We start from the raw sequence: 26,580 nt of genomic DNA, 5'->3' as shown, positions 1-26,580 counted from the left end.
CACAGGCCGGACTCCCCTCAGACGGTGCCGGTCACGCGGTCTGGGGGTGGCGCGGGGCCTCCGGCTCCGGGGTGCCTGCGCCCGCATCCTCCATCTCGCGGCTGCGGGCGCGGTTCCAGGTCATGAAGATGGCGGGGAGGATGCCCAGGGCGGCGACGACGGCCGCGACGGCGAAGAACGTGACGAACACGTCCATGCCGATGTTGGTGAGGGTCTCTTGGAACTCGGCAACCCGTTGGCGCGAGACTTCGATCGCCTCGCCTTCCTGCGGCACGGGCATGGGGATGCCGGCCACCAGCAGCGAAAACCGCTGGGACCCCCAGGCCGTGATCGCCGCCAGGCCGAGCGTCATGCCCACCAGCCGCATCGACGTTACCGCGGCGGCGGCGGAGCCGCGGTCGCCGTGGCCGACGGGCTCGGTGGCGCCCAGGGCTATGGGAGCAATGAGGAAGCCGAAACCCAGTCCGGCGAGCGCCAGATGGATCGTGAGCTGGGGGTCGGCCACGCTCAGGTCCCAGGTGGTCATGAAGGCGTAGCCGATTGCCACCAGGATCAGGCCGATCACGCTCGGGATGCGGTAGTCGATGCGTTGGCAGGCGAGTCCGCCGATCACGGCCCCGACCGGCATCGCCACGGTCATGCGCATGAGCCGGAGTCCGCCTTCGAGCGGCGAGTGGCCGATCAGATAGGTGGTCATGATGGGAATGGTGACCATGCCAATGATTAGCGACACGCCGACCATCAAATGGGCGACGTTGGCCATCACGACCGTGCGGCTGCGGAACATCGAGTTGGGAAGCAGCGTCACCGCTGCCGTCCGCTGGCGGTAGATGAAGGCGATCAGGGCCACGGCTGTGAGCGCCAGGAGCCCGAGCATCCCCAGGTCCAGCCGATCGATGCGAGAGAGCGCGAGCGTCAGGGACGCCAGGGCGACGGCGATGAAAAACCCGCCGACGTAGTCCAACGAGGACTTGAACCTCGGGCTCGGGCCAAGCAGCAGAAAGAGGGCGATCAGGACGAGCGCGCCGAGCGGCAGGTTCATCCAGAACACCCAGGGCCAGTCGAGGAAGCGCGCGACCAGGCCGCCCCAGAGCGGACCGATGACGCCGCCCGCCTCCGCCGAGCCGCCGACGATACCCAGCGCGATGCCGCGGCTGCCCCGGGGAAACAGGTCGCCGACGACTGCGATCGCGATCGGCAGCATCGCGCCGGCGCCTACGGCCTGGAAGACCCTGATGCCGATCAGGAAAGGCAGGCTGGGCGAAAGGGCGGCCACCACCGAGCAGATCATGAAAAACACCGTGGCGATGGCGAACATGCGGCGGTGGCCGAAGGCGTCCGACATGCTGCCGATCAACGGCATGGCGGCCACGTATCCGAGGAGGTAGGCGGTGATGGTCCAGGACGCGTAGTCCAGCTCGATCGGCGGAATCCGAAAGTCGAACATGATGTCCGGCAGCACCGTGACCATCACCGTCTGGTCGTCGGCGGCGACGAATACGCCTAGACAGACGGGGATGAGCGCGATATAGGGGGAGACGCGGAACACGCTAAGGCCTCGCCGGCGGCCACGGCCGAATGCCGGCTCGACCCGCGCTCATGGCCTTCCCTCGGGGCCGTGCTCCGTGGACCACGGGCTCCTTAGGAACCGGTGTCGGGGGCCTCGATCGAGACGGACTCGTCGAACCGGGACAGTTCGACAATCCGCACGACGCTGGGGTCGTCGAGCGGGCTGACCTGACCGGCGAACCGGATCTTGGTCAAATGGAAGCTGTCCGCGTCAATCTCGATGTTCACGTCAACGACGGCGTCCTCCAGGGTGTCCCCGATCAGCGCCGCGAAGGCGCTGGCGGGCAGCGTCCCCGAGAGACTGAAGACATCGCCCTCCGGACCGTCGAAGGTCGCCGCGATCGACGACATGATCTCGGCTATCCCCTCCTCGGGTCTGAAGAAGCCGACGGGAGAGTTCGCCGCCGGGACCTCTTCCCACACTCCCGTGAGCGGGTTGGTGATGTAGTGCAGGTCGCCGACCTTGATGAGCTCGACCTGGATTGGGATATCGCCAAACAGGCCGGAGAATTCCACGCTCAGCTTGTCGGGTATCTCGAGTTGGCCCTTCACCTCCTCGACCGCCAGGCCGGGCAGGAACTCACTGGTGCCCACCTCATGCGTCAGCGAGAAATCAAACGTCTTGGCGGCGCTCATTACGGCGCCGGCGCGCTGGAGGACGTCAGCCTCGGTTAGCGGCGTCGGCGTAGGCGTCGGCGTCGGGGCGGGGGTCGGCGTTGGGGTTGGGGTCGGAGCAGGAGTTGGGGTGGGCGCTGCGGTCGGTTCAGGGGCGGCGGTAGCTGCAGCCGCTTGGGCGGGTGCGGCCTCCGGGGTAGGCGGCTCCTCCGACTCGGATTCGCCGCAGGCGAACACGGCAACCGCCAAACAGCCGATGATCAGCAGCGACAGGCCGCCCTGGGCCATGCGCCGGCGCATCCGCGGCCGCCAACCGGAGGGAACGATGATTCGGGCAGCGGGACTCAACATTGGCGCTTGCCTCCAGGTTTGGCTGTGATGTCAGCGGCGGCGACCTCGAAGCAGCATGCCACCTTTCGGCCAAGCCGAGCGTGCGTGCCGTTTCGTAGCGAATACTACATAAGCCACCACGCTGGCGCTATACGCCCTGAGCCTCGCCACCACCTGCTAAACGGCCTATCGATCGGCGTGACGCGCGCACCAATCACCCCGTGGCCCCGTCGGTTACTTTCGGGAGGCATGCGCCACTCCACGCCGCGCGCCGTTGGCACCGCCGATGAGTAGCCCCGCCTCCACCGCGGCGCGGCTGCGCGTGGCATTGCTGCCGGAGGTCATCGAGCCCGATCCGGTCGACGTGTGCGCGGTGGTCGACGTGATTCGCGCCTCCACCACGCTCGTCGAGCTGGCCGGGTCCGGCGATCCCGAGGTCTGGCTGGCAGCCGATCATGCGGCGGCCCGCGCGGCGGCGCCACGCTTGGGGTCCGGCGTGCTGCTCGGTGGCGAAGAGGGCGGACTTCGGCCCGAGGGCTACAACTTCGGCAACTCGCCGCGAGAAGTGGCCGCTGGCGAATACGCGGGCCGGCGAGCGGTCTTCGTCACCACCAACGGCACCAATGCCCTGCGGCGCTGGTCGGCGGCGCGAAAGACATTCGTGGGCGCGCTGCGCAACCGAGACGCCATTGCGCGACGCCTGTTGGAAGAAGCGGGAGCGGGCGGATCAATGACGGTGGTGTGCGCCGGCAAGGAAGGGACGCTGGCGCTGGACGATGTCTACACGGCGGGGGCCATCGTGGCGCGCATCCTCGAACTTCAGCCGGAGGTCGAGCTCGACGAGACGGCGATCGTGGCGCTGCGGGTGGCGCAGGCGCAGCCGGACGCGGGGGCGGCGCTGGCGGAGTCCCAGAGCGCGCAGGCGCTGGCCGGCGTGGGATTGGTAGAGGATGTCCCCTATTGCGCGGTGCTGGACGCTTCGTCGGCGGTGCCGGAGTTGGGTGGCGAGGGTCGCCTGCGGCTGCTGGAGGATGGGTGAGGCTTCAAGCGCCGTTCACCCTCACCTCAGTCCTCTCCCATCAGGAGGCCTTTGAGCAGGTGGTCGACATGCCACGCCCACGCGCCGGATCACCCTCACCCTATCCCTCTCCCATCAGGGGAGAGGGGACCGGACCGGCTGTCCGGTCTCAAGGGGGCGGGTTGCGCAAGGGTTTCATCAAGGGAGACTAGGCCGGGCGGACGGGCGGGTTTGAAACCCGCCCCTACCCTTGACGAGAGGCCCGGTGGGTCGGGCGGGCGCCCACTAGGGGCGCCCCTACATCCCGCGTCTAGGGCTGGCGGCGCGTCAGCTCGGACGCGTCGCCGTCGAGTACCTCCAGGCACTCGCGGGCGATGCGCACGTTGTAGTTGGTGCCCCGGTCCTCGGGATAGATCTGCGACGTGTTGCAGATGTAGAAGCCGGGGATGGGTGAGCGATAGGCCGGTTTGCGTCGCTGGTAGCCGGCGGCGATCACCGGCTGCGCCACGGGATCACGCGAGATCCAGGAGCGCCCGATCTGCTCGCGGGCGAAGCGCGGGAAGACTCGTTGAATCGGCTCGACGAACCGGTCGATCAGGGCGTCGTCGTCGATGTGAAAAAACTCGTGCTCGGGCGGCAGGTAGTTGCTGACGTAGAGCAGCCGCTGGCCGCCGTAGCGCTCGCGCTCGACCATGTTGGTGTGCTCGATCAGCCCGGCGAAGGGAAGGCTGCGGTCGCCGATGTTGGTCCAGTAGTACTCCGAAAGCTGGCGCTCTATCTCCATCAGCACCACGCAGGCGCCGACGTAGTTCGTGGCCGCCAGGGAGTTGGTGAAGTCGCGCCGCTCCTCGGGCAGGATGCGCCGGATGATCGGCAGGCCCACGGTCGCCACCACGGCGTCGGCGTCGACCGCCTGCCCGCCGACGCGCAGCGCGGGCGCCCCGGGCGATCCAATGGTGACCTCCTGGACCGGCGAGCGCAGATGCAGCGCCGCCCCGCGTTCGGTGATCGTGCGCGCCAACGCATCCACCACCACGCGGAATCCGCCGCGAAAGTAGCCCAGGCGCTCGCGCCGCTTATCGGGCGTGCGGGTGCGGGCGCGCGACATCAGCCGGGCCCACATCCAGGCCATGGACACGCCTTCCCAGTGACGCTCGAACTTGGCCTCCAGGAGCGGTCGGAATATTTTCTCGAAGGCTTCGCGCCCGGTGTAGCGCGGCATCACCTCGGCTGCCGTCCGGTCCTCGAACGCGGCGTAGCTGCGGCGGCGCTGCAGGAGGACGGTTCCAAAGCCGAGCCGTACGCGGGCCGGCAGCGACAAGTGTCCAAAGCGCAGCAGATCGAGCGGTGAGGTGAAGGGATGCACCCGCCCGCCCGCGTAGAAGCCCATCAGCGGTTCGTGCCAATCCAGCCGATCCGCAATGCCGAGCTCCTCGCACAGCCCGATCATGAACCGGTCGTGGGTGAACAGGTGGTGATAGAAGCGCTCGATGGGCTCACCGCCGACCTCGACCGTCGCCAGCTCACCGCCGGGCGCGCCGCCGGCTTCGAACACCTCCACCGCATGCCCGCGTTTTCGGAGCAGGTAGGCCAGGGTGAGCCCGGTGATGCCGGCTCCGACGATGGCAATCTTCACTTGAGCGCCTCGCCGACGGGCTGGACGGTCTGCATGTCCATGTCGTCGCGGATGTGCAACACGTAGTCAAAGCTGCCGATGGGCACTGGCGTCCGCTCTCTCCGAACGAGCCAATCCCAAAAGGTATCGCGGGCCTTGGGATCGTTGAAGAACTTGCCCAGAAACCCAAGCGTCCAGCCGCGGTAGGCGAACTCGGGGAACCAGCGCCGCAGCGGCAGGACCTCCGAGGAATATCCGTGGGTATCCAGGCGCAGCCGCGCCGACGTCTCTTTCTTCAATAGCACGACTTGCGAGCTGAGCGCCTGCTCCAAGGTCACCTCTTTCTCATAGGCAATGTTCGGGTAGTTCCGCAAGTACCACGCCAGCGGCCAGGCGAACTCGTTTTCAACCACCGCCCGCACGTGGTTGGCCTCCCCGGTGGCCTGGCCGGAGGCCTCGATTGCGGCGACGCCCTTCAGCGCGTCCGGTGAGGTCTGCACATACATGACAAAGTCAATGGGCACGTCTCCGCGTTCGTAGGTGGTCGGCACGCCGAAGCGCACGGTCCAGGCGAATAGCCCAACTACCAACACGGCCATGGCGGCGCGCAGCATGGCCGGCTGGCCCGATTCCAGTCGCCGTCCGGCGTACCAACTCGCCAGCACCAGGAAGGGCCACATCACGTGGAGCACCAGCCAGGGGGCCTTCTCGCCGAGCGTCGAGTAGATGCCCATGCCGACCACGCCCCACAGGACCAGGATCCACGGCAGCGGCGTGCGGGCCGTGGTCAGGCGGGTAAGCGCGAACGCGCCCACGAGCAACGCGAACGGCTCGTAGACCAGGAGAAACATCGGGTAGTAGAACCACGGCTGGTTGACGCGCTCGGACTCGTGGACCGCGGCCCAATAGTCCACCGAGTCGACGAAGGCGTCGCGAAACCCGGTGAGGTTGGTCAGAAACGAGGTGTAGAAGAGGAACGCGATGAGCACGAACACGAGGAAGCCGTAGACGAGGTGCTCGGCGTCGCGGCGCAGGTGGGTCATGGCCGAGTGAATCGTGCCCACCACCGGCGCGGACTTGCGCGACGGGCGGCGCGCCGCGGCCCACGCCACGAGGCCGAATGCGGCCAGCAGCCCGACCAGCAGCACGCCGTGGATATAGGTGTTTTCCTTGGTCACAAATGAGAGCCCCAGCGCGACCCAGGCGATATAAATCCAGCGACGGCGCGGCTGGGACATGTAGCGCACTAGCGCCCCGACGAGCACGAGCGTGAACAGCGCGACGTAGATGTCGTTGCGAACGAACCGCGAGTAGTACAGGAACGCCGTCGAGAGCGTCATGGCGGTCATGGCCAGCGGCGTGCCGATGCGGCCCAACTCGGGGCGCAGCAGGACAAGCGCCGCCACCGTCGCCACGCCGACCAGGGCCGGGATCACGCGCGCCGTGACGTCGTCGTGGCCAACCGCCATGAAGAACAGCGTGTTGGTGAAATACAGCAGGGGCCCGTGGTAGGCGGGGTCGTAGCGGTACTGCTTGCCGCGGATCATCTCCACGGATTCCTTGGCGTGAATGGCCTCGTCGTGGTGGAAGGTCCGGTCGCCGAGGTCGTAGAAGCGCAGTCCGGCTGCCAGCGCCAGGATCGCGAGGTACAGCAGCACCTCGCCGCGGCTCAGCCCGAAGCCCGCGGGACCCGCCAGCCAGGCGCGGATTTCGTCCGATCTGCCAACCTGACCGGTCTGCTCGCTGATCATGGATTGGCCGGCACCGCGAAGACGGTTGTGCCGCCAAACTGCGCCACGGGCTCGAGGTAGGCGCGCAGGCGAGATGCCGCGGTTGCGTCGTAGCGGGCCCGCTCGATGCGGCCGAACACCACGTGCGTCACGCCGTAGCGGCGCATGAGTCGCAGGGCTTCCGCGGCATCCGCCGCCGCATAGATTCGGTCAACGGCGTCGGCGCGCTCGCCGATCTCGGGAATGCTCCCGCGCCATAGCTGCTCATGTTGCGTCCAGCCGATCACGGTCGGCACACCCGACCACGTGGCGATGCGTGACATCTCACTGTACGGAGTACCCGGCGCTTCCAGAACGACGGCCGCGTCCCCCGCGTTTCGCGCCAGCCAGCGCGCCGCTGCCAGATCGTCGGCGTGCAGCCGCTCGGCTTGCGCCAGCCCGTCAATCGTGCCGCTGACCTTGCTGTCGGCCGCCTTGTCGCGCAGGGCGACCGCGGAGTAGCTCAACGCCAGCACCAGCAGCACCGCGACCACGCTGGCATAACCGGCGCGGGCCACCGCCCACCCCGGGCCGCCGGCGTCGGAAAGCTTGCGCCAGGTTACGAGGAGCGCCGGACCCGCGGCAATCGCCAGCAAGGCCCATGCCTGGTAGTGCACCTTGAACACGGTGTTCATGCGGACATAGGGCGGTCCGAAGAAGTCGTCCACGTGGACCAGCTCGACCACCAGCATCAGGCCGAACGCGGCCGCCACCAGAAGGCCAAGGGCGAACGGTCCCGGCGCGGCTTGCGGGCGCCCCATCGCCGCCACCGCCAGGACCAGCACGACGAGGAGGACGCCCGCGATTTCCCCGCCGGTGACCAGCACGGCCAGTGCCGCGACGGCCGCGCTCACGCCGAGCCAGACGCGCGTCGACCGCGAGCCGTCCGCCAGCAGCGCGACCAGCCCCGCCACGGCGAGCAAGCCCAGCAGACCGAACACCTGCAGGAAGTGCAGCGCTAGCGTGCGCGTGGGCACCACCCCCAGTCCCTCGCTGAGCAGGGTGACGTTCAGGCTGTAGGGCAGCCAGGCGACGGCCGCCGCCACGACGATCAATGCGGCGTGGACCAGCAGCCGGCCCCAGGCGCGCGTCCCCGGCCCGCCAAGGTGCGCCAGGAAGGCCGCGCCGATGACGAGGACCCCATAGGTCGGCAGGTCCCACGCATTCAGCCCGTAGAGGCCGCCGACCAAGAGTCCCGCGAGCAGCGAGCCTGCCCACGGCGTCCAGCTCCTGTCGGCGCCGGGCCGCCACCAGACCGCAATGCCTTGCAACGCGAGGCCGGCGGCCATCACGGCAAATGGCAGCGCCATCACGTGAGGGTGCAGATCGCCGAGAATGAAGGAGAAGGCCGGGAACTCGTTGATCGTCTTGTCAGCCACGCCATCGACCGGCTGCCGCTCGATGACGCGTGAAGCGTTCCACCCAATGCCCGGCCAGAAGCCGGTCTGGCCGCGAAACTCCTCGGTCACCACGGCGCGCGTGATGGCCAAGTTGCCGGCGACGACTCCGACGAGCACCGACCCAACCGCCGCCCGCAGCGCGCGCCGCGGCCCGGCGCCGAGCATCGCGGCCAGGTCGTAGCCCGCCGAGCCGACGCCCACGACGAGCAATGCCAGCAGCGTGGCGAGGTAGGTGTTGTAGGCCACGGCGGGCGACGCACCCGCCAGGTGCGCCAGGGCGCCGCCCATCGAGTAGCCCAGGTAGTAGTAGTTGATCGTCTCGCCCGCAAACCACGGGTCGAGCGGTGGGAAGTCCGGGCTGCGCATGGTGGCGCTGAGCAGTGCCAGGTCCATGGGCTTTTCGGTGCCGGCGATCTCGGGATTGAGCCAGCGCATCCCCACGCCGACGCCGTAGGCGACGAGGAGCGCCGCCATGCCCCAGACCCAGAGGCGCCGGCGCGGCCAAAGCTCGCGCAGGTCCGCCCGCATGAGCCAGGCCAGCGCCGCCGTCGCGGCCGCGAAGACCGCGAGCGCGGCCCAGGCGTAGGTCGTGCCGTTGCGGAACCAGCCGGTGAACAGCCCGAGCCAGGCGACGTAGTGAAACAGGAAGAACCCGAGGGGCGCGGCGAGCGCGAGGCCGCGGGTGGTCAGCCGTCCGAAGGCCAGGCGCGCCCAGGGCACCCCGAGCACGGCGAACGCGACCAGTGCAAGCAGCCAGAGCGCCTGATCGATCGGTCCGGCCCTCCGTGCACCGGCGCACGCCTCGCGCCGCGCGTCAAGGATAGCCACGCGCCCACCGCCGGTCAGCCGTCCGGCGGACGGGCCGCCGCCGGGCTCTATCCGACGCGCTACAAGCGACCGCACGTGGTCGGTCGCCAGGCCGCGCGGCAACGGCCCCGCGTCCCACGACCGGCTGTCCCACAGACTTCGCGAAGTGGCGCCCATTGCCCCGGACGCCTCTATGTCGTAGGTTTGAGATGCACCCCAGGTGGGGTGGGGTAGAAAGAGCAAATCCATGGACGATGCGACGCGGCGACTCGTCAATCGCTGGAGGTCAATCGAGGGGCACGCGCGCGGCGTCGAGCGCATGATTGCGGACGAGGCCTACTGCACAGACATCCTCAAGCAGACGCTGGCGATTCAGGGCGCCATCGAAAGGGTGAACGCCGCCATTCTCGAGCGTCACCTCCAAACCTGCGTCGCTGCCGCCATCCGCAGCGACGACCCCGCCGAGCGCGAGCGCGTGATCCGCGAGCTGCTGGAGGTCATGAAGGGAACGGGGCACCTGCGTCGTGTCGCGTCGACGGGAGAGGTCCTCGAGAGCGTGGCCGAGGCGCTCGCCGACGGCGGATCGGTCCCGGAGCCCGCGCCGACGGAGGCGGGCCCGACGTGACCACCGCCGCGCCCGCGCGCGAGACGACCGAGGTGACGCTCCGGATTGACGGGATGTCCTGCGCCTCGTGCGTCGGGCGCGTCGAAGAGGCGTTGTCGGGTGTCGAGGGGGTGGTGGCGGCGACGGTGAACCTCGCCACCGAAACGGCCGCGGCGGAGTTCGACCCGGCCCGGACGGACACCGCCGCGCTTGCGGCGGCGGTGGAGGCGGCGGGATACGACGTGCCGACCACCGAAATGCACGCGCAGATCGGGGGCATGAGCTGCGCCTCGTGCGTGTCGCGCGTGGAAGACTCCCTGCGTGGGGCGCCGGGCGTGCTCGAGGCGGCGGTCAACCTGGCCTCGGAGCGGGCGCACGTGCGGGCGATTCGGGGCACGGCGACACTCGCCGACCTCGCCGCCGCGGTGGAGGCGGCGGGGTACGAGCTTGTCGCACCGCCGGCGGCGGGCGCCGCCGAACGCGAGGTCGGCTCATGGGACGCCGCGCGGCGCCGCGAGCAGCGGCTGCTGGGCTGGCAGGCCGCGGCGGCCGTGAGCCTGGGCCTGCTGGTGCTCTGGGCGGGCGCGACCTATATCCCGGGCCTCTGGCGGCCCGAGGTATTCGCGAACCCGGTCGTGCAGTTGGCGCTGGCGACGCCGGTGCAGTTCGTGCTCGGGTGGCGCTTCTACCGGGGGACGTGGACGGCGCTGCGCCGCGGCGGCGCCGACATGAACACCTTGATCGCCGTGGGCACCAGCGCGGCCTATGGGTCCAGCCTGGTGCTGACGATTTGGCCCTCGCTCCTGGAAAACGGCGCCGCCATGCATCACTACGACACGGCCATGATCATCATCGGCCTGGTGCTGCTCGGACGTTGGATCGAGGCGCGGGCCAAGGGTCAGGCGTCGAACGCAATCAAGCGCCTCATGAACCTGCGGCCGGCAACGGCGCTGGTCGAGCGCGACGGTGAGCGTGTCGAGGTTCCGCTGGACAGCGTGCAAGTCGGCGACATCGTCCATGTCTCGCCGGGCGCCAAGATCCCGGTGGACGGCGAGGTCGTGGACGGCGCATCGGCGGTCGACGAATCGCTGATCACGGGCGAGAGCGTGCCGGTGGAGAAAACCGCCGGCGACCAGGTGGTCGGGGCGACGCTCAACACCACGGGGCGTCTCCGCATCCGCACGACGGCGGTGGACCGCGAGTCCGTGCTGGCGCAGATCGTGCGTCTGGTGGAGCAAGCCCAGACCACCAAGGCGCCGCTGCAGCGGCTGGCGGATCGCGTGGCCGGGCGGTTCGTGCCCGCGGTGATTGTGATTGCGCTGGCCGCATTGGCGGTGTGGGCGGCGGTCGGCCCCGACCCCAGGGCGGCACACGCGCTGGTGAGCTTCGTGGCCGTGCTGGTGGTCGCGTGTCCCTGCGCGCTCGGCCTGGCCACGCCCCTGGCCATCTTGGTCGGGACGGGCCGGGGCGCCGAGCACGGGGTGCTGATTCGCAGCGGCGAGGCGCTCGAAGCGGCGGGCAAGATCGACACGGTGTTGCTGGACAAGACCGGCACGCTGACCCACGGCGAGCCCGAGCTGGTGGACGTGCTGCCGCACGACGGCATCCCGCCAGCCGAACTGCTGCGGCTGGCGGCGGGCGCCGAGGCCGACTCGGAACACCCGCTCGGTCGCGCGATCGTACGCGGCGCCAGGGCTCGGGGCGTCGCGGTCCCACGGGCCGACGAGTTTCACTCGGTCACCGGCGGCGGCGTGCAGGCCATCGTGGAGGAACGTCCAGTCATCGTCGGCACGTCGGAGTTGCTGGCGCAGGCCGGTGTGTCGCTGGACGCCGATGACTTCGATGTCGCGAGGTTGGCGGCGCAGGGTCGCACGCCGCTGTACGCGGCGATCGATGGCCAGCTGGCCGGGGTGCTGGCGGTGGCCGACACCGTGCGGCCCGAGGCGGCCGACACGGTGGCCGCGCTGCGGCGCATGGACCTGCGAGTGGTGATGCTCACCGGCGACCGACCGGAGACGGCGCAGGCGGTGGCGCGCGCGGGTGGGATCGACGAAGTGCGCGCGCGCGTGCGACCCGACGACAAGGCAGCGGTCGTCCGCGAGCTGCAAGCGCGGGGCGCGCGGGTGGTGATGGCGGGCGACGGCATCAACGACGCCCCGGCGCTGGCCCAGGCCGATCTGGGCATCGCCATGGGGGCGGGCGCCGACATCGCCATGGCGGCGGGAGACGTCACCCTGGTGCGCAGCGATCTGCGCGGCGTGCTGACGGCCGTTCGCCTGAGCCGTCGCACGGTGCGCACCATCAAGGAGAACCTGGCGTTGGCGTTTGGCTACAACATTCTGGTCATTCCGCTCGCCGCCGGGGCGTTCTTCCCCCTGCTGGGCGTGCAACTCGACCCGATGCTGGCCGCGTTGGCGATGGCCTTGGAGTCGCTGTCGGTGGTGGGGAACTCGCTGCGCCTGCGGCGGTTCGGCGCGGGCGGCCGCAGACGGCCTGACGGGGCGTTCTAGACCTCAGTTAGCAATCGTCTCCACCCGCGCGCGCTGGCCAGTCAGCACCACTCCGCCGCATCGGGGAGGGTCTCCGGGCACGTCGACGACGGATCGCCGTTGTCGATGGTCTGGCCGGGGAGATGCAGCTGGTCACGCAGGTTCACGCTCTGGAGGCCCGCGCTGTGGATTTCGCGCGCGAGCCGGGGCAGCGCGGCAATGTCGCTGGCGAGGGCGTGGAGAAGTAGAACTGCCCCGGTTTGAAGTTTCTCGGTCAGGTTGCCCAGCACGAAGTCTTGCGCGCGGGTACCACCGTCGCGAGGGTAGTGCCATCCCTTGGAATCTACCGTCCACATGGCAATGTGGAGCCCCGCAGCCTGCGAGATTCGAACCAGGCGGTTCCGCGCGTCTGGAATGCCCGCACCCAGCGGCGGCCGCATGAACAGCTGTGGGTACGCGTAGCCCAATGCGGAATTGACCTGGCGTCCGGCCTCGTCCAGCTCCCAGCGAATGCGGCCATCGCTCAGGTCAGGCAACGGCAGATGCGAATACGTGTGGTTCTCGATCGAGTGTCCCTCGAAGATTGCCCGGCGCCAGAGGTCCGGGTTCGTCCGGAGCACCGTACCGACGGGAAAGAACGTGATCTTGATCCGCTCGTCGCGGGCAATGTCGAGGGCGCGGCTGGTCATTTCCGGGTCCCAGCAGTCGTCGACCGTGACGAAGAGATACGGTTGCGTGGCGTCGCCGTGGCGGATCACCGGTGGCGCCTCCATCGGATATACCGGCAGCGAGCGCGGCAGGAAGGGCGTGTCGGGAAAGTATCCGGCCGCCCGCAGATAGAGCGGTACGGGCGCCAACTCGGCGTCTTCGGGCCCACCGCCGTCAGGCAGCCTGATCACGGCGTTGTCGAATCGTTGCATCACCACGCCCTGCACGCGCACCGGCGGCGTCGCCGGCGCGCCCAAGACGGGCCAGTTGCCGAAGGCGTGGTAGGCCTCTGCGAAATCGCCGCTAATCCCGAGACTGGAAGCCGCACGAGCGGTCCAGGCCGGGGGGATTCCATGCTCGGCCTCGAGGAAGTCGTCGAATCCGCCCTCGCTCGCCATCTTGAGCAGCGGCACCGGCCGGACGCTCCGTGTGACCGGCGATACGTGCAGCACGAGACGCTCGAATGCCTGGCAGAGTGGATCGCCCGACCCGTCGCGAAACCTCGCGCTGATGCCCGCACCCGCCACCGCGCTGCCGCCGAGCGACGTGTAGGTCGAGGCGAATTGGCCCTGCGGAATATCCTCCACGACATAGCCGAGGTCGGCGCGGTGCTCGGACACGAAGACCCACCAGGGGGCGCGGTCCTGGGCGACCAGCCGTGCCGGCCCCACGTGCAGCGCGCCGCCGAGCGCGGCCCCCGCGCCAAGCTGTAGGAGCTGCCGCCGCGGGAGCTGGAGCGGCCTGCGAGACTCCCCGAAGCCGGGGAGTCGAGCGATCGTCATTTGCGTCACCGTCGCGAGAGGGACGGCCATATTACCGGACGCGGCGGATGTTCGAAATCACGGTTAGAACGTCAGCGGGAGGCGCGTCGCTTGATGCGCCGGGGGTTCGATTGGGTGAGATTGAGCGGCGGTCCGACCGGCGCGCTGCGTATCCTTGGCATCGTCGACTCGATGGCGTGAGGCGCGTATGCCGCCGTCGACCCTGAAGCGGCCCCTGAACCCAATGCCGGAGTTCGTCGAGCGCGCGTTGCTCGAACGCGGCCTGATGGACGCGTACCGCCGCCGGCCCCCGTATCAGCGCAACGACTACCTCGGCTGGATCGACCGGGCGAAGCGCGAGCCGACCAAGCTGCGGCGACTGGCACAAATGCTGGACGAGCTCGAGCAGGGCGACCGCTACATGAAGATGGCCTGGCGCCCTTCATCGCGCGGGCGCTAGTGGCGCCGCGCCGCTAGGCGGGTTTGCCGTTGGCGAGCGTCCGCTCGAATCGGACCCGTCCACGCACGCCGGCGAGACGGTGGAGCAACTCCGAGTCCGCCCCCTCTCGCTCCACGTAGCCCGCGCGGTCGTAGAACTCGCGCGCGGTCGCATTGCTGGTCGGCACGTAGAGGCTGCACGCCGGGGCATGCGCATCGGCGTGCCGGTACACCGTCTGCAATAGGGCGTGCGCGACGCCGTTGCCGCGGTGCTCGGGCGCCACGGCGAGGCAGGGAATGAACCAATGGTCCGGCGGCACGGCCGGGCTGGCGCGCATGAGGGCGCGGATGCGAGGAATCAACTTCAGCAGCCCGCGAAGCCCGTAGGCGCGCCAATAGCCCCACAGGGTTGACCGGCGCCGCTGGGCAAGCACCGCCCACGGCGCGTGCGACACCAAGCCCACCACCTCGCTGTCGAGCTCGGCCAGCGTGGTGATGTCATAGCTCCACAGAGTGCCCGGAAGCTGAAACAGCCGCTCGAAGTACCGCGTGGCGCCGGAAGCGCCCAGGCCAAATATGGCGTCGGCGAGCTGCGGAGTCAGCGCCTCGCGCAGCAGCGCTCCCGCGGGGAGCCGGTCGGTTGGCCGAGCATCTCGCAGCAGCAGGCGGCCGTGGGTCGCCCTGCCTTGAGCTTGTGCGACGCTCGCGCCCGCGACGCCCGGCGATACGCTCACAATGGTCCTCCCTGGGTGCGGCGATCGCACCAAGCCCATTGGATGCTATTGGGAGCCGATTGAGCGCCGATGCAGCGCTCATGCAGATTCTATGCAATTCGCCAATGCGCCGTGGGTACCATGGCACCCCCGCGCCGCGTGCAGACACCCATGACTGAATCCGCCAACCGGCGCTACGTCCTCGCCAGCCGGCCCCATGGCATGCCGACAGCCGAGAACTTTCGGCTCGAGGAGACGCCGATCCCCGAGCCGGGCGACGGCGAGGCGCTGGTGCGCACGCTGTGGCTCTCGGTGGACCCCTATATGCGCTGGGCCATCCGCGGGCCGCGGACCAATGTCGGCGAAGTCGTCACCGCCGAGGTGGTGGGCGAGGTGGCGGCGACGGCGTCTCCCGCCGTGGCCGTGGGGCAGACCGTGGTGGGACGCATCGGGTGGCAGGCCTACGGCACGCTGGCGGCAGACGAGCTCCGCGTGATCGATCCAGCAATCGCCCCCATCCAGACCGGCGTCGGCATCCTGGGCATGCCCGGGCTCACGGCCTATTTCGGCCTGCTCGAGGTTGGCCGGCCGCGCCCAGGTGAGACCGTGCTGGTGTCGGGCGCCGCCGGTGCCGTCGGCTCCGCCGTGGGCCAGATCGCCGCCATCAAGGGCTGCCGCGCAGTGGGCATTGCCGGCACGGAGGCCAAGTGCCGGCACCTCACGCAGGACCTCGGCTTCGACGCGGCGATCAACTACCGCACCGACGACCTGGCAACCGCCCTCAAACGCGCCTGTCCCGACGGCGTGGACGTGTACTTCGACAACGTCGGCGGCCGCATCCTGGACATGGCGCTGCAACACCTGCGCATGTACGCCCGCGTCGTGCTGTGCGGCTTCATTTCGCAATACAACCTGGAGGAGCCGGACGTGGCGCCGCGGCATTCGGTGCCGCTGGCCCTGGCGTGCGCCCGCATGGAGGGCTTCTTCGCCAACGACTACTTCGACCGCACCGATGAGGCTCTGCGGGAGCTGGTGGGTTGGATCGACGCGGGACGTCTCAAGTATCGCGAGGACATCGTCGAGGGCCTGGAGAACGCCCCGGCGGCCTTTCTGCGCCTGTTCACGGGCGCGAATGTCGGCAAGGTGCTGGTCAAAGTGGCCGAGCCGTCGGTGGCGGCGTCGTAAACGGCCAACCCCCGGTGCGGGTGCGCTGGAACTTCGAGCGGACGGTTCACCAGTTCGCGGTGCACTGGGCCGGAGCGTTCTTGGGCGTGTTGCTGACGGCCCTGCTGCTGGACCCGTATGTCCGGCTGCCGGAGACCGGATCGCTGATGTACTGGGCGACGGCGGCGGCATTTTCCGCGGTGCTGGCGGCGCTGAACGTCTACGTGCGCCCGCTGATGTACCTGGCCACCCTGCCGCTCACCTGCTGCTTCATGGTCGTGACGCTGGGGTTCGGGCATTTCGTGGTGGGCGCGTTCATGTTTTGGCTGGCCGGCCAGATCATTCCGCCGATCTACGTGGAGAGCTTCGGCTGGGCGCTGCTGGGGGCGCTCATTACGGCGGCCATCTCGACGAGCGTGTCATGGCTCGTGTTTCGTCGCGGGCAGGGGCAGGCCGGCGGGTCGGCGCCGCGGCAGGGCGGGGCCGGCGACGGCCCCGCCACGTAGCAGGCCAGAGTCTCTGGGTGGTGACCATACTTTTGGGTCCGTTCGGTCCCGCCCCGCGGAAAGTCTCCGCTTGAACAGCCCCGCGCTATTCGGGAGCGATCTGATCCGCCTTCTCCCATGACAGCGAGATCTTCGGTTCGCCGTGCGCAACCGCGTCTGTCTGCTGCCACGACAGGGAGACCCTCGGCTCGGCGCCCGAACCGGCAATGAGGGCGCTCGATCCAGCGTCACCAGTTGGCAGCCACGACAGCGAAACCTCCGGTTCGCCGTTCGCAGCCACGTCTGTCTCCTGCCACGACAACGAGACGCTCGGCTCGCCGTCCGAATTGGCCAAGAGGACACCCGCGCCGATGCCGCCGGCTACAACCACGCCGGCCAACGCGATCCCAAACCTTGTTCGACTCTTCATGTCAACTCCTTCCGTGTGTTCTCTCGCAGCAGATCCACAGAGGTCCACGATCAGGTGAATCCAGACGGACAGTCCGGCGAATCCCTTGCCATCGCGACGCATCCGGTCCCGATAGAGCTGGACCATCAACTCCCCGTATTCCCGCCGGTGTTCTCTCGGATACAAGGCGAGCAACCAGCGGTACACGCGCTCGTGGAACGCCTCAGGCACTGGGCCTTCGCGTGGCGGTCGCCTGTATCAACCTGGCGGCATGCACCAGCCGCTCCATGCGGTTGATCTCAGCGTCGAGCACACGCTTGCCAAGACCGGTGATCCGGTAGTAGCGGCGACGCTGATCGTCCAGTTCGGGGTCTGGCCGTTCGTCGCTCTCCTCGACAAGCTCCGACTTCAGCATCTTCTTCACAGCCCCGTACAGCGTGCCGGGGCCCATCGTGACCGCTCCATTGGTCAAAGCCTCGACCTCTCGCATGATCGCGTAGCCGTGCTTGTCGCCAGGCGCCAAGGCCAACAGGATGTGAAGCTGGGCGACGGGGAGAGGAAGCGGATCCAGGGGGCTTCGATTCGGCAATGGCCAACCACCTTCTTTCGAAAGGATGACCCTGGTCAGACTCTGAAGGGCCACATGCTATATCGCGAATCAATATATCGTAGCGCGATATAGATGGCCAACTCCGACATTCGGCGGGGGGGGTGATGGGAGTTGACCGGCCGTGACTTTGCCTGGAGGTAGAGGACGCGCGCTTTAGATTCCTCGCTGCGCTCGGAATGACGGGAGCGGGGCGCTCGAATGCCAGGGTGGGCGCGGCAGGCCGGTTGGGCGCCGGGCCGCGGGGCTAGTTCAGCGCGGAGGCGAAGGCTCGGAGGGACTCGCGCAGCGAGCTGCCGGTGGCGGCCACGGCGGTGGGCTCGTAGCCGCAGTGCGCCATGCAGTTGTCGCAGCGCTCATCGCGGCCGCGGCCGTAGCTGTCCCAATCCGTGGTCTCGATCAACTCCTGGTAGGTCTCGACGTAGCCGTCCGCCATGAGATAGCAGGGCCGCTGCCAGCCGAAGATCGAGTAGCTGGGTATGCCCCAGGCGGTGCAGTCGTAGTCGACCTTGCCTTCCAGGAAGTCGAGGAAGAGCGGGCTGTGATTGAGGCGCCAGCGCTTGCGCCCGCCGCCGCGAAAGGCTTCGCGGAAGAGCCGCCGCGTCTGCTCCACCGGCAGGAAGTGCTCCTGGTCGGGGGCCTTCTCGTAGGCGTAGCCGGGGGAGATCATCATGTGGTCCACTTCCAACTCGTCGTTGAGGAAGTCCAGCACCGCGCGCACGTTGTCCGGGGTGTCGTGGGTGAAGAACGTGGTGTTGGTGGTGACGCGGAATCCGGCGTGCTTGGCCGCCTTGATGGCTTCCACCGCCTTGTCGAACACGCCTTCCTGGCACACCGATTCATCGTGCCGCTCGCGCAAACCGTCGATGTGAATGGCGAAGGCGAAGTAGGGCGACGGCGTGAAGAGCGAGAGCTTGCGCTCGAGCAGCAGGGCGTTGGTGCAGAGGTAGACGAACTTGCGCCGCCGCACGAGCTCGTCGGCGATCTTGTGAATCTCGGGATGCACCAGCGGCTCGCCGCCGGCGATGGACACCATGGGCGCGCCGCATTCCTCGACGGCGGCCACGGCCTGCTCGACGGGCATGCGCTTGCGCAGCGTCGCGACCGGATGTTGGATCTTGCCGCAGCCGGCGCAGGCCAGGTTGCAGGCGTAGAGCGGCTCGAGCTCGACGATCAGCGGAAACTTCTCGCGCCCGCGCAGCCGCTGCGTCATCAGATAGCGGGCAACGGTCACCGTTTGCCGCAGAGGAACGCCCATGAGCGCCTAGAGTCCGGGAGCCAGCACGAGAAAGCTACGACGTTCCATGAGCTCCGTCCAGTACGAACCGCGTGAGCCGCCCGGCGTGCCAGCCGTTCACGTAGCGCCCCAGCGCCATGACGGGAAAGATCAAGCGATAGAGGTGATAGTTGATGTAGAAGGCGCCGGGAAAGCCGGTGCCGGTGTATAGCGGTTCGTCCCACGAGCCGTCCTCGCGCTGGGTGTCGACGAGGTATTCGACGCCGCGGCGCGTCACGGACCCGTCGTCGCCGGCCGCCACGAGCGCGAGCAGCGCCCAAGCCGTCTGCGAGGCGGTGCTGGCGCCTCGACCCGACCAGCCTGCGGGATCGTCGTAGGACCTGAGGTCCTCGCCCCAGCCGCCATCGGGATTCTGGCGCGCGGCCAGCCAGTGCACGGCGCGTCGGATGGACGGGTCGTCGGGTGAGACGCCGGCCGCAACCAGGGCGGGAACCGCCGCCCCGGTGCCGTAGATGTAGTTGGCGCCCCAGCGCCCAAACCACGAGCCGTCGGGCTCTTGCGCGGACCGGAGCCACGCGATCCCGCGTTGGACGCGGGCGTTGTAGGTCTTGCCTTCGAGGGCCAGCATTTCGATCGCGTGTGCGGTCACGTCGGCGCTGGGCGGGTCGATGACCTCGCCGAAGTCGCAGAATGCCGGCGCGCGGCACAGCGTGCGGGTGTTGTCGGCGTCGAACGCCGCCCAGCCGCCGTCCACGCATTGCATGCCGAGCGTCCAGGCGACGCCGCGGTCGATGGCCCCCTTGGCGTTGGGCACGTCGACGCGGCGCAGGGCGAGGATGACCTCGGCGGTGTCGTCGACGTCCGGGTAGTTGCGGTTTTCGTACTCGAAGGCCCAGCCGCCGGGGTGGAGATAGGGGCGACGGATCGCCCAATCGCCTTGCTGGGACACCTCTTCGCCGACCAGCCACTCGCCGGCGCGGCGCAAGGCCGGGGCGTCGGGCGGTATGCCGGCGTCGGCCAGCGCCACCAGCGCCAGCGCGGTGTCCCAGACGGGCGACTGACACGCCTCGAGGCGACGCACGCCCCCGTCCCAAATCGTGAACCGTTCAAGGCCCTCGAGAGCATGCTTGATGACGGGCTGGGTCATGCCGTAGCCGCGCAGGCGCAGCGCAATGATGGAGTAGACCCAAGGGGGCTGAATGCCGCCCCAGGAGCCATCGGCTTCTTGCCGCCGCATGACCCAGGATTCGGCACGGTGCAGGGCGGCGGCGCGGAGCCATCCCAGCGGCCGCCGCTCGTAGCGCTGCAGCGCCCGGTCGATCCAGGTAAACCACCCCTTCCACGTGCGCAGCGAGGCGCTCACCCGCGGAGCCGTCCCGCTGCGCAGCTCTTCGATGGTGAAGTCGGCGGGCCTGACCGGGCGATAGGCGCGCACGATGCTGAGCGCCACGATGGTCTGCCGGGCCCAGCAACCGAAGTCGTAGATGTTGAGCGGCACCCAGGTGGGCAGGAAGATCATTTCGGGTGGAATGGCCGGCAGCTCGTCCCAGTCCCACCAGCCGTGCAGCGCCATCCACATGCGGGTGAACACGCGGGTGGCCGCCAGCCCGCCCTGATCCACGATCCAAGCGGCGGCGCGCTGCATGTGCTCGGCTTCGGGCGCGTCGCCCGCCAGGCGCAGGGCGACATAGGCCTCGACCGTCGTGGAGAGCTCGCCGGGGCCGTCGTGGAAGTTGGCCCAGGTGCCGTCGTCCCGCTGCCGCTGCCGAATCCATGCCGCCGTCGCCCGCAAGACGTCGGGCTCGAGGATGTCCAGGAACTCGCGCAAAAACAGGTCCTCGGCCTCGATGGTGACGTTGGTGCCAAGCTCGCCACGCCAGACGCCCTGGGCGTCTTGCTGTTCGAGCAGCTGGCTGGAGGCGCGCTCCAGCGCCACGCGCGCGCCTTCGCGGACGTCGCTGGACGCCCCAGTGCGCACGGGACCGGGACGGGTTCCGGAGGCGGGGTCCGTCACACGTCGAATCACGAGACGACGCCACTCCTTGTCGTTGAGGGGTCCGCCGCCTGGCGAATATAGCAACGCGCGGCGCGTCCCGGCGGGTACGCGCGGGTCATGCCTCGACCGGCGTCGGCAGGCCCAGCGCCTTCAGCGCGTGATCCGCCGCGCGGTTGCCGCTCCGCACGGCGCCCTCCATGGTCGCGGGCCAGCCGGTGTCGGTCCAGGCGCCGGCAAGAGCCAGGTTCGGCAGGGTGGTGCGGGGCCCGGGACGCCGCGCCAGGCTGCCCGGACCCTGGCGAAACGTGGCCTGGTGCTCGCGCGTGACGTAGAACCCCCGAACCCGCGCCTCACGCGCGCGGGGAAAGAGGCGCGCCAACTCGGCGACGAACTGCTCGCGCAACACGTCGGTGGGCACCTGGGCGTAGGCGACGGCGCCCGAGAGCGAGACGGCCAGCGCCTGGCCCTCGGATAGCCCGGCGGCCTGGGTACGGTCGAAGACCCACTGCACGGGCGTGCCGACGCCGGCCGCGAACGGATGGGGCATGACCGGCCGGTCGTAGATCACATGCAAGTTCACGATGGGCACGGCTCCCAGGTCCGCGAACCGCGCCGCCTCGGGATCGGCGTCCGCCGGCACGAGCCGCGCCGCCTGCGAGTGCGGCACCGCCAGCACGATGGCGTCGGCCGCCAGGTCTTCACCTTGCCGCCGCACGCGCAACTCTCCCCCGGGCTCAACTCCCACCTCCGAAACGGCGACGCCGAGCTGCACGTCCACGCCCGCCGCTCGCAGGGCGCGCAGTCCCTGGTCGCTATGCGCGCGGCCCAGGGTGGTCGTCGTGTAACCCATGTCCGCTGCCGACCGATCGCGCAGCAGACCGACCTTGAAGACCATGGCCGCGAGGCTCAACGAGGCCTCCGCCGACGGCAGGTTCACCGTGGGCAGCACGATCAGGTCCCACAGCGCCTCGAGCGAGCCGTCCGACTGGCCGCGGGCGCGCAGCCAGCGCCCGAAGGTGTGGGCGTCCAGCGACACGTCGCGCAGATCGAGGCGCATCAACCCGATCAGCGCGCGCGCCAATTGCAGGCGCTCGACGACCGACAGGTGCCGGTAGGTTCCCAGGCTGAGGGCAAGGTGCAGCGGAGCCGGTAGATTGGCCCGCTTGATCCAGGCCACGCCGTGCCCGGGCCGGATGACCGGGATCGCGAGCCGGCGCTGCATGGTGACCATGTCGGAGGCGCCGATGCGGTCGATGAAGGCGCGGTAGGCCGTGCAGCAGCGCAGGTGCACGTGCTGGCCGTTGTCGAACCACAGCCCGTCGCGCTGAAACGAGTAGGTGGCCCCACCGAGACGCCGCCGCGCCTCGAGCAGCGTCACGCGCGCCCCGGCGTCGGCGCAGGTGAGCGCCGCCGAACATCCCGCCAGTCCGCCGCCAACCACGACGAAGTGGCGGCTCATCCGCGGAGCAGGCTCCACAGCGCGACGCGCACCTTGGCCCCGGTGGACAGCGATACCCGCCCGCGGGTCACGGCGGCCGGGTCTTGCTCGATGCGTTTCAGGACCTGCCGGTAGATGCCGGCCATGGCGGCGGCGCAGGCGGTGCTGCGCCAGTCGAGCAACGGCAGCAGCTGCAACCCCATGTCGAATTGCCGCCGGGCGCGCTGGGCCTGGAAACGAATCAGCGCCGCGAACGCCGGGGTCGCCGTGAGCGGCGGGCGCAGCTCGCAAGCGAATGCCGCGAGGTCCTCGCGCGGCAGGTACACGCGGCCCTGCGCCAGGTCCTCCCGCACGTCGCGGAGGATGTTGGTGAGCTGGAGCGCCACGCCCAACTCGTCGGCCAGCGGCTCGGCCCGGGCCATGTCGCGTGATTCGAACACGCCCAGGGAGAGTCGCCCGATGCTGCCGGCGACGCGGCGGCAATAGACCACCAGGTCGTCGAAGGTCTCGTAGGTGTCGCCGCGCACGTCCATCTCCACGCCGTCGATCAGATCGCCAAACGCGTCCAGCGGCACGGGGAATCGATCGGCGGCGTGGCGCAACGCCGTCATGACCGGGTCGACGGCGCCATTGCCCGTGGACTCAAGCCGTTGCCGCGCTTCCGCCAGCGCGGTGGCCTTGGCGGGCGGCGGCAGGCAACCGTCGCCGATGTCGTCGATCTGCCGCGCGAAGGCGTAGACGGCGCTGAGCGCCCGTCGCTTCGGCGGCGGAAGCAGGCGAATGCCCCAATAGAAGTTCGCGGCGCGCGAGCGGGTGATCTGCTCGCAGACGTCGTAGGCGGCGTCGACTTCCACGGGCTACCAGCTCATCCAGAGGCGTGCCAAGGCGCGCGCGGCGCGCGCCTTGTGCCGCAGCGTCGGGCGGGGCGCGCGTCCCAGCACGTCGTAGTCGGCGTCGCGAATCGCGTGCAGCGCGGCCCGCCCGCCCTCGGTGAACGCCGCGATGGCCATCCCGTAGGTCCCGGGGAGCAGCCGGCTCAATGAGGCGCCGCGGTCAAGGAGCGCCTCGGCACGGTCGACCTCGAATGCCATGAGCTCGCGAAACTCGGGCGTGGTCACGCGCAGCCCGAAGTCCTCGGGCCGGCAGTCGAAGCGCTCCAGGTCCTCACGGGGCACGTAGACACGGCCGCTGTCGTAGTCCTCGGCAATGTCCTGCCAGTGCTCGACCAACTGCAAGCCGGTGCAGATCTGGTCCGACAGCCACACGCGCTCGGGCGTGAACGCGCCAAACACGTGCAGCACCATGCGTCCCACGGGATTGGCCGACAGCTCGCAGTAGCCCACAAGCTCCTCGAAGGTCTCGTAAGTGTGGACCGTCTGATCCTGGCGGTTGGCCTGGATGAGGCGGCGGAACGGCTCGTCGGGGATGTCCGCCGCGCGGACGGTGGCGACCAGCCGGCGCATGATCGGGTGCGCCGGCGCCCGCCCGGCGTAGATGGCCGACACCTCGTCGTCGAGCCAGTCGAGCAAGGCCAGGCGATCGCCTTCGGCCGCATCGCCCAGCTCGTCCACGAGCCGGGCAAATCCATAGACGGCGAGCAGGTGGCGGCGCGCGTCCGGCGGCAGCAGCCGCATGGCGACGGGAAAATTCTCGCCGGAGGCGCGCGCCATCACCGCGTCGCGCCGAGGCACACCGTCCGGGATCGGAGGCGCGGGCGCGGCGTTCACACTTGACATGGCGGCTCCGCCCGCCGCGCCCGGCACGTGCGGCGCGGCCTGGATGCTGAAGGGTGCCTGGGGCGCAATTCTACGCGGGGCCGTGGAGCGCGATCGGGCGTGAGCGTTCGCCGCACGGTCGGGCCTATACTCGACGCGCGATCGGGCGCTGCGCGGGAGGGCACGACGTGCGCATTGCCATCAACGGGTTTGGGCGGATCGGCCGGCAAGCATTTCGCGCGCTGCTGGAGCGTCAGCCGCAGGCCGAGGTCGTGGGCATCAACGAGCTGGTGGACCTGGAGATGCTGGCCCACCTGCTGCGCTACGACAGCAACTATGGGCGCTTTCCAGGCGAGGTGGCCGTGGATGGCACGGACCTGGTGGTCGACGGACGTCGCATCCCGACTACCTCGCAGCGGGAGTGGAACCTTCTGCCGTGGGGCGATTTGGGCGCGCAACTGGTGATCGAGGCCACCGGCGTCGGCACCGCGCGGGATCGCGCCGCGCTGCATCTGGACGCCGGCGCCGAGCGCGTGCTGATCACAGCGCCCGCCACGGGGGCCGACTTGACCCTCGTCATGGGGGTCAACCACGACCGCTACGATCCCGACACTCATCACGTCGTGAGCAACGCGTCGTGCACCACCAACGGCCTGGCGCCGCCCCTGGACACGCTGCACCGCGAATTCGGCGTGCGGAAGGGCCTGATGTCCACGGTGCACGCCTACACCGCGTCGCAGGCGCTGGTCGACGGCCCGGCGGGCGACATCCGCGAGGCCCGCTCCGCGGCGATGAGCATCGTGCCGACATCAACCGGCGCCGCCAAGGCCATCGGGCTGGTGATTCCCGAGCTCGAAGGCCGCATGCACGGCGCGGCCTATCGCGTGCCCGTGCCCACGGTGTCCATCGTGGAGTTCGTGGCGCACCTGGAGCGTGCGGCGAGCGAGTCGGAGGTCAACGACGCCCTGCGCGAGGCGGCCGCGGGCCGGCTGCGGGGCATCATGGCGATCAACGACGAGCCGCTGGTGTCGGTGGACCTGCGCGGCGACCCGCACTCGTCGATCGTCGAGGCCGAGAGCACCATGGCCATCGGCGACGACCTGGTCAAGGTCGCCGCGTGGTACGACAACGAGTGGGGCTATGCCTGCCGCGTGGCCGACGCGGCGGCGCTGGTCGCCGCCGGGACGCCCGCGGCGGCCGCCGTCTAGCCGCAACCGCCTGGTGGCGTCCGTCGCCGATCGGTCCGCCGCATGAAGCGCGGCCTGGCGGACCTTGACGTCAAGGGCCGGCGGGTATTCGTCCGCGCCGATTTCAACGTGCCGCTCGACGGGAGCGCGATCCGGGACGACTCCCGCATCAAGGGCTCTCTGCCGACCATTCGCGACCTGCGCGACCGCGGCGCGCGCGTGGTGCTGGCGTCTCACCTCGGCCGACCGCGGGGTGCGCTGCGCCCGGAGCTATCGCTGGCGCCGGTCGCGGAGCGCCTCGGGCAATGCCTCGGCGCTTCGGTTCCCCTGGCCCCCGACAGCGTGGGCCCCGAGGTCGAGCGGCTCACGCGCGAGCTCGTGGACGGGGAAGTCCTGCTGCTAGAAAACGTTCGCTTCCACCCCGGTGAGGAGGCCAACGACCCGGTCCACGTGCGCGCGCTGGCGCGGCTGGCCGATTTCTACGTCAACGACGCCTTCGGCACGGCGCATCGAGCGCATGCCAGCACGACTGGGCTGGCCCACGCGCTGCCCGCCGCCGCCGGGCAACTCATGCTGGCCGAGCTGCAAGCGTTGGACCCGATCGTGAAGGGGCCGCCACGGCCGTTTGCGGCCATCGTGGGCGGGGCCAAGATCGGCGACAAGATCGCGCTGCTCGAGCGGCTGGCGGCGACGGCTGACGTGCTGATCCTGGGCGGGGCGATGGCCAACACTTTCCTGGCGGCGGACGGCGCTGACATCGGGCGGTCGCGGGCGGAGAGCGCGTCCGACGCCGTCGCTCGCATTCGGTCGGCCGCCATTGCGTCCGGTTGCCGGCTGGTGCTGCCGGTGGATGCGGTGGTGGCGAATGAGCTCGCGGCCGACGCGTCCGCGAGCACCGTGGCGCTGGACGCCGTGCCGTCCGAGTCCATGATTCTGGACATTGGTCCCGCGTCGCTGGCGGCCTACGCCGAGGCGCTCGCAAGTGCGCGGACGGTGCTGTGGAACGGGCCGGTTGGCGTCTACGAGCTGGCGCCGTTCGCCGGCGGCACGCTGGGGTTGGCGCGGCTTCTCGCCGACTCGCCCGCCCAGGTCGTCGTGGCGGGCGGCGACGCCGTGGCCGCCGCTCAAGCCTCGGGCCGCGCCGGAGATTTCGCCCACCTCAGCACGGGCGGTGGGGCCACGTTGGAGTTAATCGAGGGTCGCGAGCTGCCAGGCGTGGCCGCGCTGCCGGAGGGCTGAGGCGGGGGCCGAAAGACCCATTTGCCACTCTCCCGGGCTACGCGCAGCCCGGGCCACCGGGCTCTTCTATCCCCTCACCCCAACCTTCTCCCGCGGAGGGTAGAGGGGGCCGGACCGCGGCGTTCCGAACGAACGTGAGGATTCCAAGGGCGTTGCGCATGCTTTCCGCCCCTTAGATTCCTCGCTGCGCTCGGAATCACAGAAGTGGGTCGCGCGAGCGTCAGGCAGGGGTGCCGCGGACAGGCGGCGGTGGCTCCACCGCCTGCG

The 26,580-nt window shown here is 69.6% G+C and carries 22 protein-coding genes; 8 read left to right on the top strand and 14 right to left on the bottom strand.

Translation table 11 applies throughout. The features are described 5' to 3' along the window. Positions 1–31: 31 nt before the first annotated feature. Both OXG33_08240 and OXG33_08235 read right to left on the bottom strand, forming a co-directional pair. Complete coding sequence (locus OXG33_08240; GenBank protein ID MCY4113911.1) at positions 32–1,549, bottom strand: MFS transporter; 1,518 nt, start codon at positions 1,547–1,549, stop codon at positions 32–34. A gap of 92 nt (positions 1,550–1,641) precedes the next feature. After that, entirely contained in the window at positions 1,642–2,472 is an 831-nt protein-coding gene (locus tag OXG33_08235) for an LppX_LprAFG lipoprotein (GenBank protein ID MCY4113910.1), read from the bottom strand. A 328-nt stretch (positions 2,473–2,800) separates the two neighbouring features. Between OXG33_08235 and OXG33_08230 the strand changes: the two genes are divergently transcribed. Further along, entirely contained in the window at positions 2,801–3,553 is a 753-nt protein-coding gene (locus tag OXG33_08230; protein ID MCY4113909.1) for a 2-phosphosulfolactate phosphatase, read from the top strand. Positions 3,554–3,842: 289 nt separating this feature from the next. Here the strand turns inward: OXG33_08230 and OXG33_08225 are convergent, their stop codons facing one another. From OXG33_08225 to OXG33_08215, 3 genes are read right to left on the bottom strand one after another with little or no spacing between them, the layout of a single operon-like run. Continuing rightward, positions 3,843–5,168, bottom strand: a complete 1,326-nt coding sequence (locus OXG33_08225; protein MCY4113908.1) for an NAD(P)/FAD-dependent oxidoreductase — start codon at positions 5,166–5,168, stop codon at positions 3,843–3,845. After that, positions 5,165–6,898 (bottom strand): TIGR03663 family protein, encoded by a 1,734-nt coding sequence (locus tag OXG33_08220; GenBank protein ID MCY4113907.1) that lies wholly within the window; start codon positions 6,896–6,898, stop codon positions 5,165–5,167. Before OXG33_08220 ends, OXG33_08225 begins: the two co-directional genes overlap by 4 nt. Next, complete coding sequence (locus tag OXG33_08215) at positions 6,895–9,300, bottom strand: DUF2298 domain-containing protein (protein ID MCY4113906.1); 2,406 nt, start codon at positions 9,298–9,300, stop codon at positions 6,895–6,897. Before OXG33_08215 ends, OXG33_08220 begins: the two co-directional genes overlap by 4 nt. A 70-nt stretch (positions 9,301–9,370) precedes the next feature. Between OXG33_08215 and OXG33_08210 the strand changes: the two genes are divergently transcribed. Continuing rightward, a complete protein-coding gene (locus OXG33_08210; protein MCY4113905.1) occupies positions 9,371–9,748 on the top strand; it encodes a metal-sensitive transcriptional regulator in 378 nt (125 codons plus the stop codon). Continuing rightward, positions 9,745–12,237, top strand: coding sequence for a heavy metal translocating P-type ATPase (locus OXG33_08205; GenBank protein MCY4113904.1), 2,493 nt, complete (start codon positions 9,745–9,747; stop codon positions 12,235–12,237). Before OXG33_08210 ends, OXG33_08205 begins: the two co-directional genes overlap by 4 nt. Positions 12,238–12,278: 41 nt before the next feature. Here the strand turns inward: OXG33_08205 and OXG33_08200 are convergent, their stop codons facing one another. After that, entirely contained in the window at positions 12,279–13,706 is a 1,428-nt protein-coding gene (locus OXG33_08200; protein ID MCY4113903.1) for a polysaccharide deacetylase family protein, read from the bottom strand. A 187-nt stretch (positions 13,707–13,893) separates the two neighbouring features. Here OXG33_08200 and OXG33_08195 point away from each other — a divergent pair, with 187 nt between their 5' ends. Beyond that, positions 13,894–14,145 (top strand): YdeI/OmpD-associated family protein, encoded by a 252-nt coding sequence (locus OXG33_08195; protein MCY4113902.1) that lies wholly within the window; start codon positions 13,894–13,896, stop codon positions 14,143–14,145. A gap of 13 nt (positions 14,146–14,158) precedes the next feature. Here the strand turns inward: OXG33_08195 and OXG33_08190 are convergent, their stop codons facing one another. Then, positions 14,159–14,857 carry an N-acetyltransferase gene (locus tag OXG33_08190; protein ID MCY4113901.1) on the bottom strand — a complete coding sequence of 233 codons (699 nt, stop codon included), beginning with the start codon at positions 14,855–14,857 and terminating at the stop codon, positions 14,159–14,161. Positions 14,858–15,007: 150 nt separating this feature from the next. On the opposite strand from OXG33_08190, the gene OXG33_08185 reads away from it, so the two are divergent. Together OXG33_08185 and OXG33_08180 are read left to right on the top strand one after the other, a co-directional pair. Then, entirely contained in the window at positions 15,008–16,021 is a 1,014-nt protein-coding gene (locus tag OXG33_08185) for an NADP-dependent oxidoreductase (protein ID MCY4113900.1), read from the top strand. A gap of 14 nt (positions 16,022–16,035) precedes the next feature. Continuing rightward, complete coding sequence (locus OXG33_08180) at positions 16,036–16,506, top strand: phage holin family protein (GenBank protein MCY4113899.1); 471 nt, start codon at positions 16,036–16,038, stop codon at positions 16,504–16,506. Between the two features lie 85 nt (positions 16,507–16,591). Here OXG33_08180 and OXG33_08175 read toward each other — a convergent pair whose 3' ends face one another. From OXG33_08175 to hpnC, 7 genes are all read right to left on the bottom strand, one after another. Continuing rightward, positions 16,592–17,125: a hypothetical protein gene (locus tag OXG33_08175; protein MCY4113898.1), complete on the bottom strand. Its 534-nt coding sequence runs from the start codon at positions 17,123–17,125 to the stop codon at positions 16,592–16,594. Beyond that, positions 17,118–17,483, bottom strand: coding sequence for a PadR family transcriptional regulator (locus OXG33_08170; protein ID MCY4113897.1), 366 nt, complete (start codon positions 17,481–17,483; stop codon positions 17,118–17,120). Before OXG33_08170 ends, OXG33_08175 begins: the two co-directional genes overlap by 8 nt. A gap of 265 nt (positions 17,484–17,748) precedes the next feature. Further along, a complete protein-coding gene (hpnH, locus tag OXG33_08165; protein ID MCY4113896.1) occupies positions 17,749–18,759 on the bottom strand; it encodes an adenosyl-hopene transferase HpnH in 1,011 nt (336 codons plus the stop codon). Positions 18,760–18,793: 34 nt separating this feature from the next. Then, the gene (gene shc / locus OXG33_08160) at positions 18,794–20,674 is read right to left on the bottom strand and encodes a squalene--hopene cyclase (GenBank protein ID MCY4113895.1); all 1,881 of its coding nucleotides are present in this window, start codon (positions 20,672–20,674) and stop codon (positions 18,794–18,796) included. 175 nt (positions 20,675–20,849) lie between these two features. After that, entirely contained in the window at positions 20,850–22,193 is a 1,344-nt protein-coding gene (gene hpnE / locus OXG33_08155) for a hydroxysqualene dehydroxylase HpnE (GenBank protein MCY4113894.1), read from the bottom strand. Continuing rightward, entirely contained in the window at positions 22,190–23,026 is an 837-nt protein-coding gene (hpnD, locus tag OXG33_08150; GenBank protein MCY4113893.1) for a presqualene diphosphate synthase HpnD, read from the bottom strand. The genes hpnE and hpnD overlap by 4 nt, the downstream gene beginning before the upstream one ends. A gap of 3 nt (positions 23,027–23,029) precedes the next feature. After that, positions 23,030–23,908: a squalene synthase HpnC gene (hpnC, locus tag OXG33_08145; GenBank protein MCY4113892.1), complete on the bottom strand. Its 879-nt coding sequence runs from the start codon at positions 23,906–23,908 to the stop codon at positions 23,030–23,032. A gap of 167 nt (positions 23,909–24,075) precedes the next feature. Between hpnC and gap the strand changes: the two genes are divergently transcribed. Both gap and OXG33_08135 read left to right on the top strand, forming a co-directional pair. Continuing rightward, positions 24,076–25,095, top strand: a complete 1,020-nt coding sequence (gene gap, locus OXG33_08140; GenBank protein ID MCY4113891.1) for a type I glyceraldehyde-3-phosphate dehydrogenase — start codon at positions 24,076–24,078, stop codon at positions 25,093–25,095. Positions 25,096–25,137: 42 nt separating this feature from the next. Beyond that, positions 25,138–26,313 (top strand): phosphoglycerate kinase, encoded by a 1,176-nt coding sequence (locus OXG33_08135; GenBank protein MCY4113890.1) that lies wholly within the window; start codon positions 25,138–25,140, stop codon positions 26,311–26,313. Positions 26,314–26,580: the final 267 nt, after the last annotated feature.

The sequence above is a fragment of the Chloroflexota bacterium genome, from assembly GCA_026708035.1.
GTDB lineage: Bacteria > Chloroflexota > UBA11872 > UBA11872 > UBA11872 > JAJECS01.
Note: the sequence above shows the minus strand (reverse complement) of the source record. Positions and strands in the feature narration are given on the sequence as shown.